General features: G+C 44.9%; 19 protein-coding genes. All 19 read right to left on the bottom strand.

The genetic code is table 11. The features are described 5' to 3' along the window. Nucleotides 1-25 precede the first annotated feature (25 nt). A complete protein-coding gene (fliR, locus tag BLR50_RS06185; RefSeq protein WP_092639649.1) occupies nt 26-805 on the bottom strand; it encodes a flagellar biosynthetic protein FliR in 780 nt (259 codons plus the stop codon). A gap of 19 nt (nt 806-824) precedes the next feature. Next, nucleotides 825-1,088, bottom strand: coding sequence for a flagellar biosynthesis protein FliQ (gene fliQ, locus BLR50_RS06190; protein ID WP_092639651.1), 264 nt, complete (start codon nt 1,086-1,088; stop codon nt 825-827). Between the two features lie 36 nt (nt 1,089-1,124). Next, nucleotides 1,125-1,919, bottom strand: coding sequence for a flagellar type III secretion system pore protein FliP (gene fliP, locus BLR50_RS06195; RefSeq protein ID WP_092639653.1), 795 nt, complete (start codon nt 1,917-1,919; stop codon nt 1,125-1,127). Further along, nucleotides 1,903-2,277 (bottom strand): FliO/MopB family protein, encoded by a 375-nt coding sequence (locus BLR50_RS06200; protein WP_092639655.1) that lies wholly within the window; start codon nt 2,275-2,277, stop codon nt 1,903-1,905. The genes fliP and BLR50_RS06200 overlap by 17 nt, the downstream gene beginning before the upstream one ends. Before the next feature lie 23 nt (nt 2,278-2,300). Next, nucleotides 2,301-2,663 carry a response regulator gene (locus tag BLR50_RS06205; protein ID WP_092639657.1) on the bottom strand — a complete coding sequence of 121 codons (363 nt, stop codon included), beginning with the start codon at nt 2,661-2,663 and terminating at the stop codon, nt 2,301-2,303. Nucleotides 2,664-2,682: 19 nt separating this feature from the next. Further along, on the bottom strand, nt 2,683-3,927 hold the full coding sequence (gene fliY / locus BLR50_RS06210; RefSeq protein ID WP_092639659.1) for a flagellar motor switch phosphatase FliY: 1,245 nt from the start codon (nt 3,925-3,927) through the stop codon (nt 2,683-2,685). A 15-nt stretch (nt 3,928-3,942) separates the two neighbouring features. Beyond that, the gene (gene fliM, locus BLR50_RS06215) at nt 3,943-4,935 is read right to left on the bottom strand and encodes a flagellar motor switch protein FliM (protein ID WP_092639661.1); all 993 of its coding nucleotides are present in this window, start codon (nt 4,933-4,935) and stop codon (nt 3,943-3,945) included. A gap of 42 nt (nt 4,936-4,977) precedes the next feature. Further along, entirely contained in the window at nt 4,978-5,820 is an 843-nt protein-coding gene (locus BLR50_RS06220; RefSeq protein ID WP_092639663.1) for an OmpA/MotB family protein, read from the bottom strand. A gap of 60 nt (nt 5,821-5,880) precedes the next feature. Further along, entirely contained in the window at nt 5,881-6,756 is an 876-nt protein-coding gene (locus BLR50_RS06225; protein ID WP_092639665.1) for a motility protein A, read from the bottom strand. A 46-nt stretch (nt 6,757-6,802) separates the two neighbouring features. Further along, on the bottom strand, nt 6,803-7,003 hold the full coding sequence (locus BLR50_RS06230) for a flagellar FlbD family protein (RefSeq protein ID WP_092639668.1): 201 nt from the start codon (nt 7,001-7,003) through the stop codon (nt 6,803-6,805). Nucleotides 7,004-7,121: 118 nt separating this feature from the next. Continuing rightward, nucleotides 7,122-8,420, bottom strand: a complete 1,299-nt coding sequence (locus tag BLR50_RS06235; protein ID WP_092639670.1) for a flagellar hook protein FlgE — start codon at nt 8,418-8,420, stop codon at nt 7,122-7,124. A 76-nt stretch (nt 8,421-8,496) separates the two neighbouring features. Continuing rightward, nucleotides 8,497-8,895, bottom strand: a complete 399-nt coding sequence (locus BLR50_RS06240) for a TIGR02530 family flagellar biosynthesis protein (protein WP_092639672.1) — start codon at nt 8,893-8,895, stop codon at nt 8,497-8,499. 74 nt (nt 8,896-8,969) lie between these two features. Then, complete coding sequence (locus tag BLR50_RS06245) at nt 8,970-9,455, bottom strand: flagellar hook capping FlgD N-terminal domain-containing protein (protein WP_092639674.1); 486 nt, start codon at nt 9,453-9,455, stop codon at nt 8,970-8,972. A 15-nt stretch (nt 9,456-9,470) separates the two neighbouring features. Next, nucleotides 9,471-10,724, bottom strand: a complete 1,254-nt coding sequence (locus BLR50_RS06250) for a flagellar hook-length control protein FliK (protein ID WP_162840341.1) — start codon at nt 10,722-10,724, stop codon at nt 9,471-9,473. Between the two features lie 155 nt (nt 10,725-10,879). Beyond that, nucleotides 10,880-11,323 (bottom strand): flagellar export protein FliJ, encoded by a 444-nt coding sequence (gene fliJ, locus BLR50_RS06255; RefSeq protein WP_092639678.1) that lies wholly within the window; start codon nt 11,321-11,323, stop codon nt 10,880-10,882. A 22-nt stretch (nt 11,324-11,345) separates the two neighbouring features. After that, nucleotides 11,346-12,650, bottom strand: coding sequence for a flagellar protein export ATPase FliI (gene fliI, locus BLR50_RS06260; RefSeq protein ID WP_242871702.1), 1,305 nt, complete (start codon nt 12,648-12,650; stop codon nt 11,346-11,348). 69 nt (nt 12,651-12,719) lie between these two features. Beyond that, a complete protein-coding gene (locus tag BLR50_RS06265; RefSeq protein ID WP_162840342.1) occupies nt 12,720-13,514 on the bottom strand; it encodes a FliH/SctL family protein in 795 nt (264 codons plus the stop codon). After that, entirely contained in the window at nt 13,507-14,529 is a 1,023-nt protein-coding gene (gene fliG, locus BLR50_RS06270) for a flagellar motor switch protein FliG (protein ID WP_423230284.1), read from the bottom strand. The genes BLR50_RS06265 and fliG overlap by 8 nt, the downstream gene beginning before the upstream one ends. Then, nucleotides 14,507-16,102 carry a flagellar basal-body MS-ring/collar protein FliF gene (fliF, locus tag BLR50_RS06275; RefSeq protein ID WP_092639684.1) on the bottom strand — a complete coding sequence of 532 codons (1,596 nt, stop codon included), beginning with the start codon at nt 16,100-16,102 and terminating at the stop codon, nt 14,507-14,509. The genes fliG and fliF overlap by 23 nt, the downstream gene beginning before the upstream one ends. Nucleotides 16,103-16,110 lie beyond the last annotated feature (8 nt).

The following is a 16,110-nucleotide window of genomic DNA, read 5'->3' on the forward strand; positions in this document are numbered from 1 at the left end:
CCCCCTTATTACAACAGCTTTATAATCAGTGTGCGGCAAGCAGCTTTAATGCCTGCTCCATCGTTGTGAATGAGTTTGAGATAATAGCGTCTATAAAGGAGGCCATGGGGACCGTTAGAATGAAAAGCACCAGCATTCCCACTAAAACCTTTGTTTGAATATTCAAAACAAATACATTAATCTGCGGTATCGCTTTCATTAAAATACCCATGCTGGCATCGGTAATAATCTCGATGGCGATAACAGGAAGTGCCAGCTTTAGCGCGAGCGTAAGGATTCCGGAGAATAGGGTTGCGATGTAAGAGCCAATCTCAAAGTTGAAGGTGCCGGCACCAACCGGAATAATCTGAAAAGACAGAATTGTCATCTTAATAATGGTAAGGTGACAGTCGCTTAAAAAGAAGAGTAAAAAGAACAGGATGTTCAGGAGAGAACCGCTCAGCGGCATCTGAACATTGCTGGAAGGGTCGTAAACCTTTGCCATGCCAAGGCCCATCTGCATGTCCATCACCTCGCCCGCCATAAGCACAACAGAGATGAACATCTGCAGGATAAAACCATAAACCCAGCCGACAGCAAGCTCTTTTAATGCGGTATAGACAAACTCTATAGCAGAGTTAATCTGTATATTCGTACCAAGCATGGTGCCAGCCGTTACAAAGGTAAGCACCAGTGCAATCCCGCCTTTCAGCGCCGCAGGAATGTTCCTGCGTGAAAGAATGGGGTTAAACATTATCATACCCGACATTCTCGCAAGCACAAGCATATAAACATAGAAATTGCTGAAGGAAACATCTATCATCATCAATACCCCTAATAGAGGGTCAGGAGGCTGCCATCATGGAAAAGATTTGCTGCGTAAAATCAGACATTGTTGTCATCATCCAGGAAGCCAACAGTAACAGCACCAAAGCAATGGCAACCAGTTTGGGCACAAAGGTAAGGGTTTGCTCATGAATCTGCGTGGCTGCCTGTAAAACCGATATAATAAAGCCAACCGCTATACTGACAATAAGTATGGGGGCAGACAGTTTGAGTGCAGTAAATACGGCATCCTTCAAAATACTAATTGCTTCTCCCTGATCCATAAATGTACCCTTTCTCTTGAATCAGTTTTATGTAAACTAATTAAAGCTTGTTATCAGCGTTTTTACCGTCAAGCCCCAACCGTCAACAAGAACAAATAACAGCAATTTAAACGGCATTGCAATGGAGGAAGGCGGCAGCATAATCATACCCATTGACATCAATGCGCTGGATACAACCATGTCAATTATAATAAACGGGATGTATAACAAGAAGCCCATAATGAAGCCGCGCTTAAGTTCACTGGTGATAAAAGCCGGTATTACAATTGTCATGGAAAGCTCGTCATACGTCTCTGGCCGCTGCTCCTTAGCAACGGTTCTGAACAGGTTTAAATCGGATTTATAGGTTTGCTTGAGCATAAACTCCCTAAGCGGCTTAGAAGCAAGGTCGATAGCCTGTTCCTGTGTGACGGTGCCCGCCACATAGGGCTTGTAGGCCGTTTTTTCTATATCGCTGATTGTCGGCGACATGATAAACAAGGTTAAAAACAACGCAATTCCTATAAGAACCTGATTCGGGGGGGTTTGCTGTAAACCGATGGCATTGCGTAGCAGACTTAATACGATAATGATGCGCGTAAAGCTGGTCATCATAATCAGTATGCTGGGCAGCAGCGCCAAAACCGTTAATAAAAAGAGGACATCTAATGCCTCAACACGATCATTCGGGTTTTCTACCCCGTTCACATTGATTGAAACGCCCGGATCGGCATAAACGGTAATCGAGAATAAAACAACGGATAAAAGAACCACTGCGGCTAGCGATATCAGCAGACGCCGCAGGTTCTTGTTGATTTTTTGCTTGGCAGCAGCTTTAGTCAAGAGTATCATGCTCCTTATCGCTTTTTTTCCATCCATGCAGCCCGTATTTCTTAAGGTTTTCTTTTAGTGCATCGCTAAAGCTGATTGTTCCGGGGGCTGTGGGCAGCTGTACAATATCTTCACTGCTCAACTCGCCGAGGTTAGTGATTCCGCTTGAAGCAATTCCCACCAAAAGATATTTATCATTCACCTTAATTATTGCAATCGACTTATCCTGCCCTAACGTAATTCTGTCTACAACAGCAAGATACTTGCCGCTTAATGGGGTACCTACCCGTTTACCAAGCCACTTGGTTGAATAGAAAGCCAGAACCACGATGCCGATTATCAATAAAACTGCGCCGGCAACTGAAAAAAATTCGTCCAAAGCATGGCCTCCCTACAGACTTCTCAGCCAAGAATATTCTTAACGGTTTGAATAATTCTGTCGGGCTTAAACGGCTTTACGATGAAATCCAATGCACCCAGCTTAATAGCATCAACAACCATCGACTCCTGCCCCATTGCTGAACACATTACAACACGGGAGCTGGCATCAATCCCCTTAATGCGCTTAAGTGCCTCCAAGCCATCCATGTTTGGCATGGTGATATCCAGTATAACAAGGTCATGATGCCCTGCCTGATAAGCCGCAACAGCAAGCTCACCATCACCAGCTTCCTCAATCTCGGCATAACCGTTTTTAGATAATACGTCCTTAATCATCAGTCGCATAAAAGCTGCGTCATCAACTACTAATATTTTCTTTCCCATTTTACTGCACCGCCTATTCTTAAGATATACCGTTCAGGAAGTCGGTATTTTTTAGTATTTCAGTAATACGAACGCCAAAATTATCTTCTACTACAACCACATCGCCTTTAGCGACCAGCTGACCGTTGACAATAATATCTACCGGTGCACCAGCCTGCTTTTCAAGCTCTATGACCATACCCTGACTGAATTCCAAAATGTCTTTAATCTTACGCCTTGTTTTACCAATCTCAACCGATACCTGTAAAGGCACCTGCATGATCAAATCAAGATTCGTATGCTGACCATCGGGGCTTGGCTGGCCAAGATTGGTGAAGTTTTGATAATTAACATTATGAATATCAACAGGCTGCTGTCTGGAGGTATCATACTGCATCGGAGGCTGCTGATAATACTGAGGCGGGTACATCTGCTGCGGATAAGGCTGCTGCGGTTGCGGCATTTGAGGAGGATACGGTTGAGCAGCATACTGCGGCATTGGCGATGGAGCTGGAGCTGGGGCTGCAGTCGGAACAGGTGTATCAAACTGCGGGGCATCATATACCTTATTCAGCAGCTTTTCATCGGCAGGGGATATCTGTGGCAGTTCTTCAGGTTTTGCCGGTGCGGGAGATTCAGAAGCAGTCATATTAAACATCTGAGACTGTGAAACAATCTCTTTTGCGAGGTCCATCTGCAAGATGCTCATGAACTTACTCTGTGTGATACCTTCAATCGTCAGGTCAAAATAGATTACAACGACATAATCCTCAAGGTTAACCAGCAGGTTTTTCTTAATCTCTTCATTACTGAGCACATAGGCTACCGGGGTGGAAATATTGATTGGCCGACCTAAGAAGTTTGACAGTGCGGTGGCCGCCGAACCCATCATCTGGTTCATAACCTCACACGCAGCACTGATGCTGATTTCGTCAAACACATAATCAGGGTCTGGCGTAGGCGGCATACCCATAAGCTGGTCTAAAATCAGTTTCATATCCGATTGCTTGAGCACCATTACATTGGAACCGGAGATTCCGGTAATATATGTAATCTCAACACATATCGCAGGCTCAAATGAATCATAGTCAAGTTCTTTCACCTGGGCCACATGAACATCGGGGGTGGTGATAATCACCTTTTTATCAAGCAGCGTTGAAACAGCGGTAGCGGCCGAACCCATGCTGATATTCATGATTTCGCCAATCACATCTATCTCAAAACCTGATAAAATGTCGTGTTGTGAGACTTCGCCGGGTGAGCTTTTGTCAAGTTCAGAACTCATAGTAAAACCTCATTTCTAAAGTATTTCGGTAATTTGTACAGCCTTCTTCTTTTTGTAGTTCCCCATCTTGCCCCTTAACCACGTCTTTGTGCCTACTCTGATATCAATTACGTCATTAATGGATTTATCAAGCTGTACAATATCATCAACCTGAAGGTTCAGTACATCGCTAAGTGTAAGTTCTACCTCACCCAAGACTGCTGTAAGCTCTAAATCAGAATCCTTTACCGAACTGAAGATAATATCCCGGCGCTCATTTTCTTTAAACTCATCCAGCTTTTTATCACTCTTTTGAGAACGCGCATTCATCTTTTTGATGATTTCTTCAAGATTGATTGCCGGTATACATACGCTTAGGTTACCAACCTGCCCCCTCATTGTAACATCTATTACGGTAATCAAAACGATATCATCAAGCGAGATGGTCTGCATGAGGCGAGAATTCGTTTCGATACCTACCAGCTGGGGATCCATGTCGGTATAGCTCTTCCATGCATCCTTAAATAATTTTACCATATTTTTAAGTACATTTTCAACAAGAGACAGCTCAATTTCGGTAAAATCTCTTTCTATGTTCACTATATCGCCGCTGCCGCCGAGAAGCCTGTCGATTATGGAGAAAACCATAGGCCTTGACAACTCAAAGATAATGGTACCGTCGGCGACGGAGGAATCCTTAATATTAAGGTCAACCACCCCCATTAAAACCGAATCCGGCAAGGCATTGCTGTATTCGTGGTAGCGCTGTTCCTCAATTTGCGAAACATCAAGCTGGCAGAACATTCTTAAAATACCTGTAAAGTAAGAGGAGAGACTTCGGGTGTAATTACTATAAATGCTGTCTAGCTTTTTGAGCTGTTCTTTGGTGAACTTCTTCGGGCTTCGGAAATCATATTCCTTCACCTTTTTTTCGGAAGCCTTCTCATCAATCTCATCCAAGTCCAGCGTTCCGGTATTCAAACCTTTCAGCAGCTCATCAATCTGCGCTTGGGATAATATGTCAGGCATGAGGGGGTTACTCCTTTTCCATAGGCTATTGCCGGTAAAGCATCAGGGAATATAATTGTCTTCAAGCTTAAACTTATCTTCGCCAAAGAATTTTGCTACAAGTTCTTTGAGGCTGTCCTTGTCATCAACATCAATATTCTTGTCTACAACAAGGATTTCAACCCTTCTGTTCTGCTTACGACCTTCAGGGGTATTATTATCGGCAATAGGCCGATATTTGCCATACCCAAGCGAGCTAAGCAGCTCAGACTGAATTTTGCAGTTCTTCTCTAAATATTTCAGTACCTCATTTGCTCTGTCAGAGGATAATTGACGGTCATCTACGTGATAGTTTTCATTCTCCGGTATGGCTGCCGTATGGCCTTCGATACGAATGGTTCCGATCGACGCCTCTGCGTTTTTAATCCCTTCGCCGATATTATCCAAAACCACTTTGCCTTCGTTACGAAGCACGGCACTATCCGCATTAAAAAATACATTATCGGTGAAACGGATAAAGACATAATGCTTGCCCTTTTGAACATCTATACTCTCTTTTATTTCTCCCTCTGTTTGTGTATCAACATAGTTCTTTAACATATCATACAGCGTCTCAAGGTTTATTGGTTCTTGAGAAGCATTAGCTATATCACTATCGCCGATACCTGAACCGGTGTTGCCAACCTTACCGGTGGCATCTTTCTTCAGATCAGGCGTTACTACAAGCTGCTCGGTATTAATACCGATGTTAGACAACGCCGAGGCCAGAAAAGTAAACTTATCGGCATCAACAGTCGACATGGAATAAAGCATAACGAAAAATGTCAAAAGCAAAGTAACCATATCTGCATATGTATTTAGCCATTCATTGCTTATACCTTCATCCTCGTGTTTTTTTCTAGCCACACACTCACCCCTAAAGACCTATCATAAAACCGCAACATCAATACTGTTTTAAGTTTATTATCACTTTTTAGGTCCTTTACTAGCCTTCTTATCTTTTTCTGCGCCCGTCTCATCTTCGCCTTTAGAAGATGCATTCTTCTTTGCGATAGAGCTTGGTAACAGCCTATATAATTTTTCAGCAATAAAGCGAGGGTTCTCGCCTGCCTGTATAGCCTGAACTCCCTCACAGATAATTAGTTTGCACAGGTATTCTTCCTCATGGCGTACCTTCAGCTTTGCGGAGATAGGAATGAAAAGAATATTACATAGCATCGAACCGTAAAAAGTAGTAATTAAGGCAACAGACATTCCATTACCAAGCTGCGTTGCATCATCCATCTTCTTAAGCATTAGTATAAGACCGATTAGAGTTCCTATCATACCAAATGCCGGAGCAAATGTTGCGCCCTTTTCATAAAACGCTCTGTCCTGCCCATGCCGCTCGTCAAGAAAGTCCAGTTCCTCTTCTAGCAAGGATTTAACCTTCTCGGGATCAATTGCGTCAACAATCATCATAATGCCGTTGCGCAGATAATCGTCATCTTTTTCGTTAAGCTCATCCTCTAACGCCAGCAAGCCTTTACTTCTTGCTGCCTTTGCAAGCTCCACAATACGGGTAATCTGCTCATTGGGATTATACTTTCTGGGGAAAAAGATTATCTTCAAATGCGGTAGAATCTTTTTAAAAGCTTTCACCGGGAACGAGATCATCAAAGTTGCAATGGTACCACCAATGGTAATAGCCATACTGGGATAATCGACAAACGTAAAAACGCTTCCAAATTTAAACATTTCCGCAAATACAACCGGATCACCGTTTTTGGGCATATTGAAAACCATCCCAAATATTACAAGAACAAATGCAAGTATAAAACCAATGAGTGACATTAAATCCATAAGAGTTTACACCCTTCTTCATAATTACTATATAAAAGCAATATCTTTAACCGAGCTTACCATATATCTTTCTCTTATAGGCAATAATCCGCTCTAGAATCTCGTTGGCGGACTCACTGACAATAAGTATTTTTCCGTTTAACAGCTTGATGGTCGTATCCGGTGCTTCTTCAATAGACTCTATCAAATCACAGTTGAGAATAAATTCTTTATCCTCTTTTTTTGCAAGCCTTGTTACCTTTATCACGGCGCACCCTCCTTTGTCGGACAATCTATTTATTTCTATACAGGCATGTACAAAGCAGAAAAATAGGAACCTGATTTGCATAAGGGGCTATAAAAGCCCCTTATGCCTCAGGTATAGATTAACGTTTCAGGTTAACCAGTTCTTCAAGCATACTATCGGTTACCGTAATAATTCTGGAGCAAGCCTGGAAGCCTCTCTGCGTTGTAATCATATCGGTAAACTGCGCGGAAAGGTCTACGTTAGACATTTCGAGCATACCGGACTTTAACGGACCGGAACCGGAGGTGCCTGCAACACATAAGGAAGGATCACCGGAGTTTGCGCTCTGTGCAAAATAGGAGTTGCCCTCCTGCGTTAAGCCCTCCGGGTTATTGAAAACAGCCAAATCGATACGGCCAAGTGTTAGCTGACCGTGCACTGCATGGTTACCGGTAATGATGCCGTCGCTGCCGATTGCAAGGCTGGAAAGGTCTTTTACAGACTGTAAAGCAAAACTGCGGCCTTGCTCCGTTTTAAACGCTCCCAATATATCCTTCATCTGTTGACCGTCTAGCGGAATTGAGTTGCCACCAGCATCGGTCGGGAAAGTAAGCCCACTTAGTGTAAACCCGCCACCAGGAATGGCAGAAGTAGCTAATACCTTGCCGTTTTTATCTGTAATAGCTCCCACATTGGTAGCATCTGGCGCGCCGCCGACTGTACCGGTAGCCAGTGTCAGCAGTTTGTCAAGATCGGCCTGAGTATAATTGGCAGAAGGATCCAGCGTAATATTTAACTCGGTACCGTCAAGAACAGCCTTGCTGCCGCCGCCTGCAGTGCCTGTAATAAAGTTTACAACCATATTACCTAATGTACCTGGTCCCTTTGCCTTCAGTGTTACGGTCTGAGAAACGCCTAAAACCGAAACAGTCTTGGTATGAAAAGCCTGATTATCGGTAATGGGAGGTACCACAATCTGAATCTTACCGCTGGCCGGTGCCGCGGTTTTAGCACCCGAGCCGCTCACACCAAGTACAAAATTACCCTGTGAATCAATAACATTTCCGTTATTGTCGATGGTGAGCATACCGGCTCTGGTATAGTATATATTGCCTGACGCATCCATTACCTGCAGGTAGCCCTGCCCCGCAATTGCCACGTCGGTGGAAACGTCGGTTGGCTGGAAGCCGGATTGGGATTGATTGATATCAATAGACGCAACCTGTGCACCATAACCAACCTGCGTAGCATTTACACCGCCGCGGGTTTGTGTGCCACCGGAAGCACCGCTGATGGACTGGTAGTATACATCGCGGAAGGTTGTTCGGGATGCCTTGTAGCCGTAGGTATTTACGTTGGCAATATTATTGCCGATAACGTCAAGGCGCGTCTGGTGTGCCCTTAAACCGGCAACACCGGAATACATGGCTCTAACCATTAAAATACTCCTTTTCTTAAGAACCGTCAGTTTCTTCAGTCAGTCAGAAACTGAAATAGCCCCCTGAAAGGTCCAGCTATACTATTACGGTTCCGTCAATATTTGTGAATACATTTCCGCTTAGGTCGTCTCCGTTGACTGTAGTAACCACCGTACCGTTTTTTATACTGACAATAAACGCCGTTTTATCAATCAGAATAAGCGTATCGTCCAGTCCCTTTTCACCGGCCAGCCGCATACCTTGGGTTAAACGTTCCATCTTATCGGCACTGATATCAATATTCCGGTCGGAAATACGATTCTGCGCGTGCTTGGAGAAGTTAACACCGAATTCCTGCTGCTGCCTTTTTAACACCTCGGCAAAGGATTCTGTTCCCTGCTGCGGTTGTATGGCAGATTTTCCTGCCGTGGAGGAAGGGGTAACAATACCTGTGGTTATGGTAACGGGAAACCTATTGATAAAAGTATCTGCCATAGGATCTTCCCTCCATGGATAAACCGAAAGCCTTCCTGTTGCTTACGATTCGCTGGTGATTGGATTAAATAGTATCACTTGGATTCACTGCCTGATGATGAGTTTGAAGAGGTGGCCGGTACAATCTCCATCAGGTTTTCCGGTTTGAAGGTCTTATTGTCTACAATAAACTCAAAACTGTCATCAGTAAACTTAATTCCCTCCACCACACCGGTGGTTTTTACAAGCTGCCCGTTTGAATCAAGCGTAGCCGCAATAACCGTTTTGCCCATCAGCGAAGATGCAAAGGTGGAATTCGCCATCGACAACACCTTCTGCTGAATCTGAAGGGCGGTAAACTGTGCCATCTGCCCCATAAACTCGGTGTTATCGGTTGGGTTATTGAAATCCTGATTGGAAAGCTGGGCAGCTATCAGTTTAAAAAAGTCCTGAATGTCCATATCACCGTTGTTTTTATCGGTAACGGTATATGGGTGGCCATCCTCGGTATAATATGTTTTCTTGGTGCCTGTAGCTCTGCTGGACTGTGAACCATAACCTGAAACAGCACCGATAGCCATTGTATCACCTCCTGATTACACATAACAATTTAACATTGCCTGCTGTACATAACGTGCGCCGATTATGCCGCCCGCAAGGGTTGTGTCATCGCTCGAAATTTCTTGTATGGGGCGTGCCAACACAATTCTGCGTGTTTCATACGGCTGGTTTTCCCTGTCGGAACCGGACATGAAGTAGTTGCCCGAAGACGCCAAATTATTAAAGGACTGGTTCTCAACCGTGCAGCTTTCCATCTGAACATTACTGTCCTTTAAGCTGGCACGCAGCTCGGGAATCTGGCTTTCAATGAGCTTGGCGGTTTGCTGGTTACCGGTAACAATGTTCATGGTAAGCTTACCGTCGTTCATTACCATCTTCACCGTCAACTCGCCGAGCGATTCCGGTTTCAGCTTCATGGTAAACTCCATTTTGCCGTTTGAATAAGCATTCAAAATGCCGGTAGCTACCTGCTCTGACGGGCTTGTCTGCGGAGCCATTGGGACAGTAGTTACGGCAGTCGCTTCAGCTTTTAACGTAACCCCTAAGTTATGGAGCTTATCGTTAAATGATGAAAGTTGCTGGGTAAGCTGCTGTACCGTATCCTTATCGCTCTTTTCGGTTGCCGGCTTATCGGTTGCCATTGGTGCGGACTCGGTTGCCTGTGAAGCAGGCTGATTTGACGTTTGAGTATCGGTTTGGTTTTGGAACGAACCACTGGGTGTAAAGCTCGCGCTGGATTGAGTTGCAGTGCTTTGAACAACCTCAGGATTGCCTTGCTGCGGCAGGTACTCAGAGATTATGTTTTGCCGTGGTTGCGTTGAAACCGGTTGCGCTTGAGGCATATCAGCGGCAGTTTGTACAACCTGAGCAGTTACGGCTGAAACATCCTGTACCGTATTTACAGCTTGTACTACTGAATCCTGCGGCTGACTTATCAGTAATACTTCCGGTACCGCTATCTGGGTTTGAGAATCAACAACATTCAGTACCTGAGGGACCATGGCAGCTTGAAGAGTTTGAGCGGTAAGGACTGATGTAGCTGCTTCGACTTTCTCGTTCTTATCTTCCGATTCTGCTTTATCGGCTTCAACATCCTCTGATTGGCTTGAAGAAGTAGCTGCTTTAGGAGTTGCCTTATTAACCTCTTTGTTCATGCTATTGAGCTGTTTCTGCAGTTCGGAACTGAAGGAAAAGGTGCTTTGAACGTTCGGCTGCGAAGCGGCTGTCGGTTTTCCATAATTGGAACCTGAAACCTGAAGCACCATATCTGTTAACATAGCGACATTCATTTTCTCACCTCCTTTCGTAATGATATGCATATATTATACCAAATAAAAAGCACGAAAAAAACAGATTTTTTGCCAAAATGACGCTTTTTACTCGATATTATATGTATTTTGTAAAAGCAAGTAAAAAAGGATTGTTTCTTTTTTGTGCATTATGATCAGTTGAGCGAAACAGAATTATTTGCAATAAATTCATCTATCAACAGTTCCTGTTCCTTGCCCTCTGCCGCACGGTATTCATCCATCTGCCGGTCTTTAAGCTTTTCAAGAGTCGTAACCTCCTGCGAAACCCTTACCACAACGGCAACCTGATCGTTCACCCTGGCTTCCATGGTTCTGATTTGTAACTGCTGTGACTTAATCCTATCGTTTAATACATTCAGGTACGCCTTACGTCTAGCGAGATCATGCGGTGTAAGACCTGTACGTTCCTGTTCCTTCAGTTCCCCATCGCAGTAGGTGTATTCCTGATGCAGCTTTTCCAGTGCTTCGTTCAGGTTGGCCAACCGGCTGCGAAGATCTGCAAGCTTTAGCTTTTCGCCGGAGAGCATCTGGTCTTTAAAGCTAAGCATCTTTTCAAGAGAGAATTCAAACTTCTTCATGGCTTCTGCAAGCTCCCAAGCCTTAGCTTACGGCATTTTTCATCAGTTCCAGGGTTTGCTGATAGGTAAATGCATCATTGACGCCTTGCCCTAAAAATCCATTCACATTATCTATTTTAGCAATGGCTGCGTCCAATGCGGGGTTGGTACCCTGCTTATATGCACCGATTGTTATTAAATCGTAATTTGAATAGTAAACTGAAAGAATACTGCGCATCTTGTTTGCAAATTCCAGCTGATCCTTATCAACAATTTCATTCATCAGACGACTGACACTGGCAAGGATATCAATTGCGGGATATTGGTTGCGCATTGCTATTTTTCTGGAAAGTACGATATGCCCGTCAATAATACCACGAACGGTATCGGAAATCGGCTCGTTTACATCGTCGCCCTCGACCAAAACGGTATATATGCCAGTAATAGAACCCTTTTCAAAATTACCTGTTCGCTCCAAAAGCTTTGGCATAACCGAATATACCGAAGGGGTATAACCGCGGGAAACCGGGGGCTCACCTGTCGCAAGCCCAATCTCTCGCTGAGCCATTGCATATCTTGTTAACGAATCCATCATCAGCAGAACACTTTTGCCCTGATCCTTAAAGTACTCTGCGATGGTGGTAGCGGTAAGTGCACATTTAAGCCGCTGCATAGCAGGCTGATCAGAGGTGGCCACCAGTAAAACCGAGCGTGCCATGCCTTCTTTGCCAAGGTCACGCTCCAGAAAATCTCGAACCTCTCTGCCTCTTTCGCCTACAAGGCTGATAACATTCACATCTGCGGTTACATTACGGGCAATCATACCCAAAAGCGTACTCTTACCCACACCGCTACCCGAGAAGATACCAAGCCGCTGCCCTTTACCGCAGGTAAGCAGACCGTCTATTGCCTTAACACCAAAGCTGAGAGGGGTATCTATTCTGGGACGGGATAACGGGTTTGAGGGGGTATTGTTTACCGAATAATAGGTATTGCCCTCTACTTCACCCTTACCGTCTATGGGGGTACCTGTTCCGTCGAGAATTCGGCCAATCAGGCTGTCGTTTACCTTTACCTTTAGCTTATCGCCTGTTGATTCCACAATGCTGCCGGGCCCGATGCCGTCTATATCATCATACGGCATCAGCAAAACCCTGCTTTCTCTGAAACCTACAACCTCAGCATTGACAATCCGGCCGCTCTCACCCGCATAAATGCGGCAAACATCGCCGATATTTGCCAAGGGGCCGGTAGACTCTATCATTAAGCCAACGATTTTATCTACCTTACCATAAAAGGTTATTAAGCTCTTCCTTCGTACGGCACTTCTGACGCCTTCCAAAACCAAACACAACACACCCTTTAATAATCAGTAGAACTGGAGAACTATCTTTTTGTTTGGCCTTGTGATTACCGATTAACCATTCTTGTTCATTAAGATTTGCTTTAGGCTGCTGATCTGCGTTTGAAGGCTTGCATCGGCGATACCGCTTGGGGTTTCGACAATGCATAAGCCAGATGAAGCATCTTTAATAGTCTCAACCTCAATACTGCCGGAGACATCCAAAAGCTCCGCAATCATCTTTTTGTTAGTTATACAACTGGTTTGCGCATCGGTTTGTGAAACGGTTATCTTAACCCAGTCGGTATTTTTATAATTAGACAGCGCCCTTTTTACCATGCCTACCAGCGCCTTATCGTCTTCCGCCAGCTCTTTGCCAATTATCTTGGATACGATATCAATAACAAGCAGCCGCAGATCGTTTTCGGTTTCGTCTACAATCTCACGCTGCTTATCATCAATGCGGTCAAGCAAAGCGGCAAGCTCATCAAGCTTATATTGAAGCTGGTTGGCTATCTCAGTTCTTCCCTGCTCCAAACCGCTTTGGTAGGCCTCATCCTTCAATTTCTGTGCCTGAATCTTAGCCTGTGAAAGCATCTCCTCCTCAAGCTTTGAAGCCTTACGAAGAGATTCGGCAACAATCATTTGTGCTTCGGCATGGGCATTGTCAAGAATCTGTTGGCGAATCGTTGCCATTTCCAACGCTGCCGGCTCATCTACCGATGCAGGTGCTTCTCTGCCCGCCGAAGAAAACTCCTCAACCGGCTCAAGATCGGGCCTGTGCAGCGAAGCCGCAGCTTGTGTGGCAAACGCACTAATGAATACATTATCCTTTAAGCTTGTATTGAACGCCTTCACGATCTTAGGCAATGATATCATCCTTTCCACCCTTGGAAATGACGAGTTCACCATCCTCTTCAAGCTTTCTGATAATCGCTACTATGCGCTGCTGCGCCTCATCCACATCGCGAATTCTAACATTATGCAGGTATTCCATATCTGACCGGATGGTCTCGCCCATTCTCTGAGACATATTTGCAAAGAATGCCTCGGCCACCTCGGGGTTTGCGCCCTTGAGTGCAATAACGATATCCTTGGAATCCACCTCTCGGATAAAACGCTGAATAGACATATTATCGAGTGTGGTAATATCTTCAAATACAAACATGCGCTTACGAATATCGTCGGCAAGCTTCGGGTCTCTGCGGGTTAATTCATCAAAGATATATTTCTCGGTTCCTCTGTCTACCTGATTCATAATATCAGCAATGTAGTTAACACCGCCGATCTCGGTATAATCAATAGACACAACTGAATCAAACTTTCTTTCAAGCACCCGTTCAACGTTTTTGATAATTTCCGGTGAAGTTCTATCCATTTTGGCAATACGTTCAACCACGTCAATGCGTTTTTCCTTAGGCAGCTCGGAGATAACAGTAGACGCCTGATCAGGACGTGCATAGGACAGTATAAGTGCAATCGTCTGCGGATGCTCGTTTTGGATAATTGCCATAAGGTTTTTAGAATCTGCCTTGCGTACAAACTCAAACGCCTTTGTGCGAAGCGAACGAGTTACACGATCCAACAGATTGGCAGCCGTTTGGTTGCCAAAAGCCTTTTCAAGAACATTCTTTGCGTAGTCCAGCCCGCCTTCGGTAATGACCTTCTGGGTTAGACACAGGCCGTAAAAATCGCTGAGAATCTGCTCAAGGTCTTCAGCCTCTAGACGGTAAAGTCTGGCTATCTCGTAAGTGAGCTCCTCGACCTCATCCTCACGCATGTATTTATATACCTGGGAAGCATTCTCCGCCCCCATAGCAATGATAACGGCCGCAGCTTTTTGTTTGGGAGAAATTCTGCTTTTAGTAGTGGCCATCATCATCATCTCCCTTTAGCCAAGTTCTAAGCAGCTGCGCTGCAATATCCGGGTTATCACTAGAGAAGGATTGTATCTCTCGCTTCAATGCCATCTCTTTGGTTTCGGCAACCTCCAGCTTTGCTACACTTACATCCGGTTTGGGCTGTTGAATACCCAACTGATCTTCCGGAGACTGCTTACCAAAGTATTGGTTGATATCCTGTATTTGGGCACCCCCTGCAGCAACCATATCCATCAGATCCCGCTTGCGCCTGTGGTTACGAGCTAAAAGGGTGATGACGATTATAAGCAGAATTGCTAAAGCCAGTACCGCGATACCGACAATCAGTATCATGTTTGTATTCAGCTGCGGGGTGATGACATTCTGATCCTGGAACTTCATGTTCACAATGTTCACGTTGGCCGGTTCAACACCGGCAGCCATGGCAACCGCGCTCTGCAGGCTTGTGCGCTCTTCATCGGTCATTACCTCCCGGTTTATCATCACCGAAATGGTAACCGCCTTGCGCTCAGCCCCGTTTTTTTCCTTTTGTGTTTTGATATAGCTAACCAAATAATCAACGCTGCGAGAACCGCTGGCGCTGTTACTGCCGCTGGAACCAACCACGTTAGGATAGGTTGGTACCTCGGCGTTGTTTTCAACCCCGGCTACTCCGCCCTGATTACCCTCGGTTTGCTGTGCCGAGCTGGTTTCTTCATGGCTTATAATGCCGCCGATATCGTTGGAGGGCACGTAGCTCATCTCTTCAGAGATCATCTTGTTATAATCAAGAACAGCGGTAACGGCAACCGAAACGTTATTGGTGCCGAACGGGCCTTTCAATATTTCCAGAGCCTTTTGCTTTAGGCTATCTTCAACCTGTCGCTCATAAGAAAGCTTTAACTTGTTGGTCTCGCCGCTCTCTTCATCATTTGCGGTAAGCAGTTTGCCGTTATTGTCTAAAACAGAAACATTTTCAACCTTAAGGCCGGTAACGCTGTTGGCTATCAGTGACTCTATGCCCTTCACCTGAGCAGATGTCAGTTCATACCCCGGATACATGTCCACTTTGGCAGAGGCTTTGGTATCAACCTTCTCCTCGGTAAGCACATAATCGTTGTTATCCGCTGGCGCTATATTTACACTGGCATCTTTAACACCCGGGATGGTCTTTATTGAGGAACGGATATTTTCCTCGGTTTGAAAACGTAAGTATTGGTTCTGTTCAAACTGCGTACTTGTAAAGCCTACCTTAGAAGCGAAGATGTTATAGTTAACCTTATCCTTCGGGTAACCGGCGATGGAAAGCTTCATCAGAACCTCTGATTCACGCTTTTTCGGAACCTTGATAGCCCCTCCGTTATCTACCTGAACATCCACGTTCATTTCCTGCAGCATGGAGACAACCTCACTGCTCTGGGCAGCGTCTAGACCGCTGGAAATAACAACGTAATCGTCGATATTCAGAATCAAAGTAATAGCGGCAGCCAGTACAGCTATTCCACCGAGAACCGAAAAGAATATTATCTTTTGTTTTTTGCTCTGCTTATTCCAAAATTCTTTTGCAGAGGCAAGTATCTTTTTAAGCTGTTCTTCCATACGCTTTC

The sequence above is a fragment of the Acetanaerobacterium elongatum genome, from assembly GCF_900103835.1.
Lineage (GTDB): Bacteria > Bacillota > Clostridia > Oscillospirales > Ruminococcaceae > Acetanaerobacterium > Acetanaerobacterium elongatum.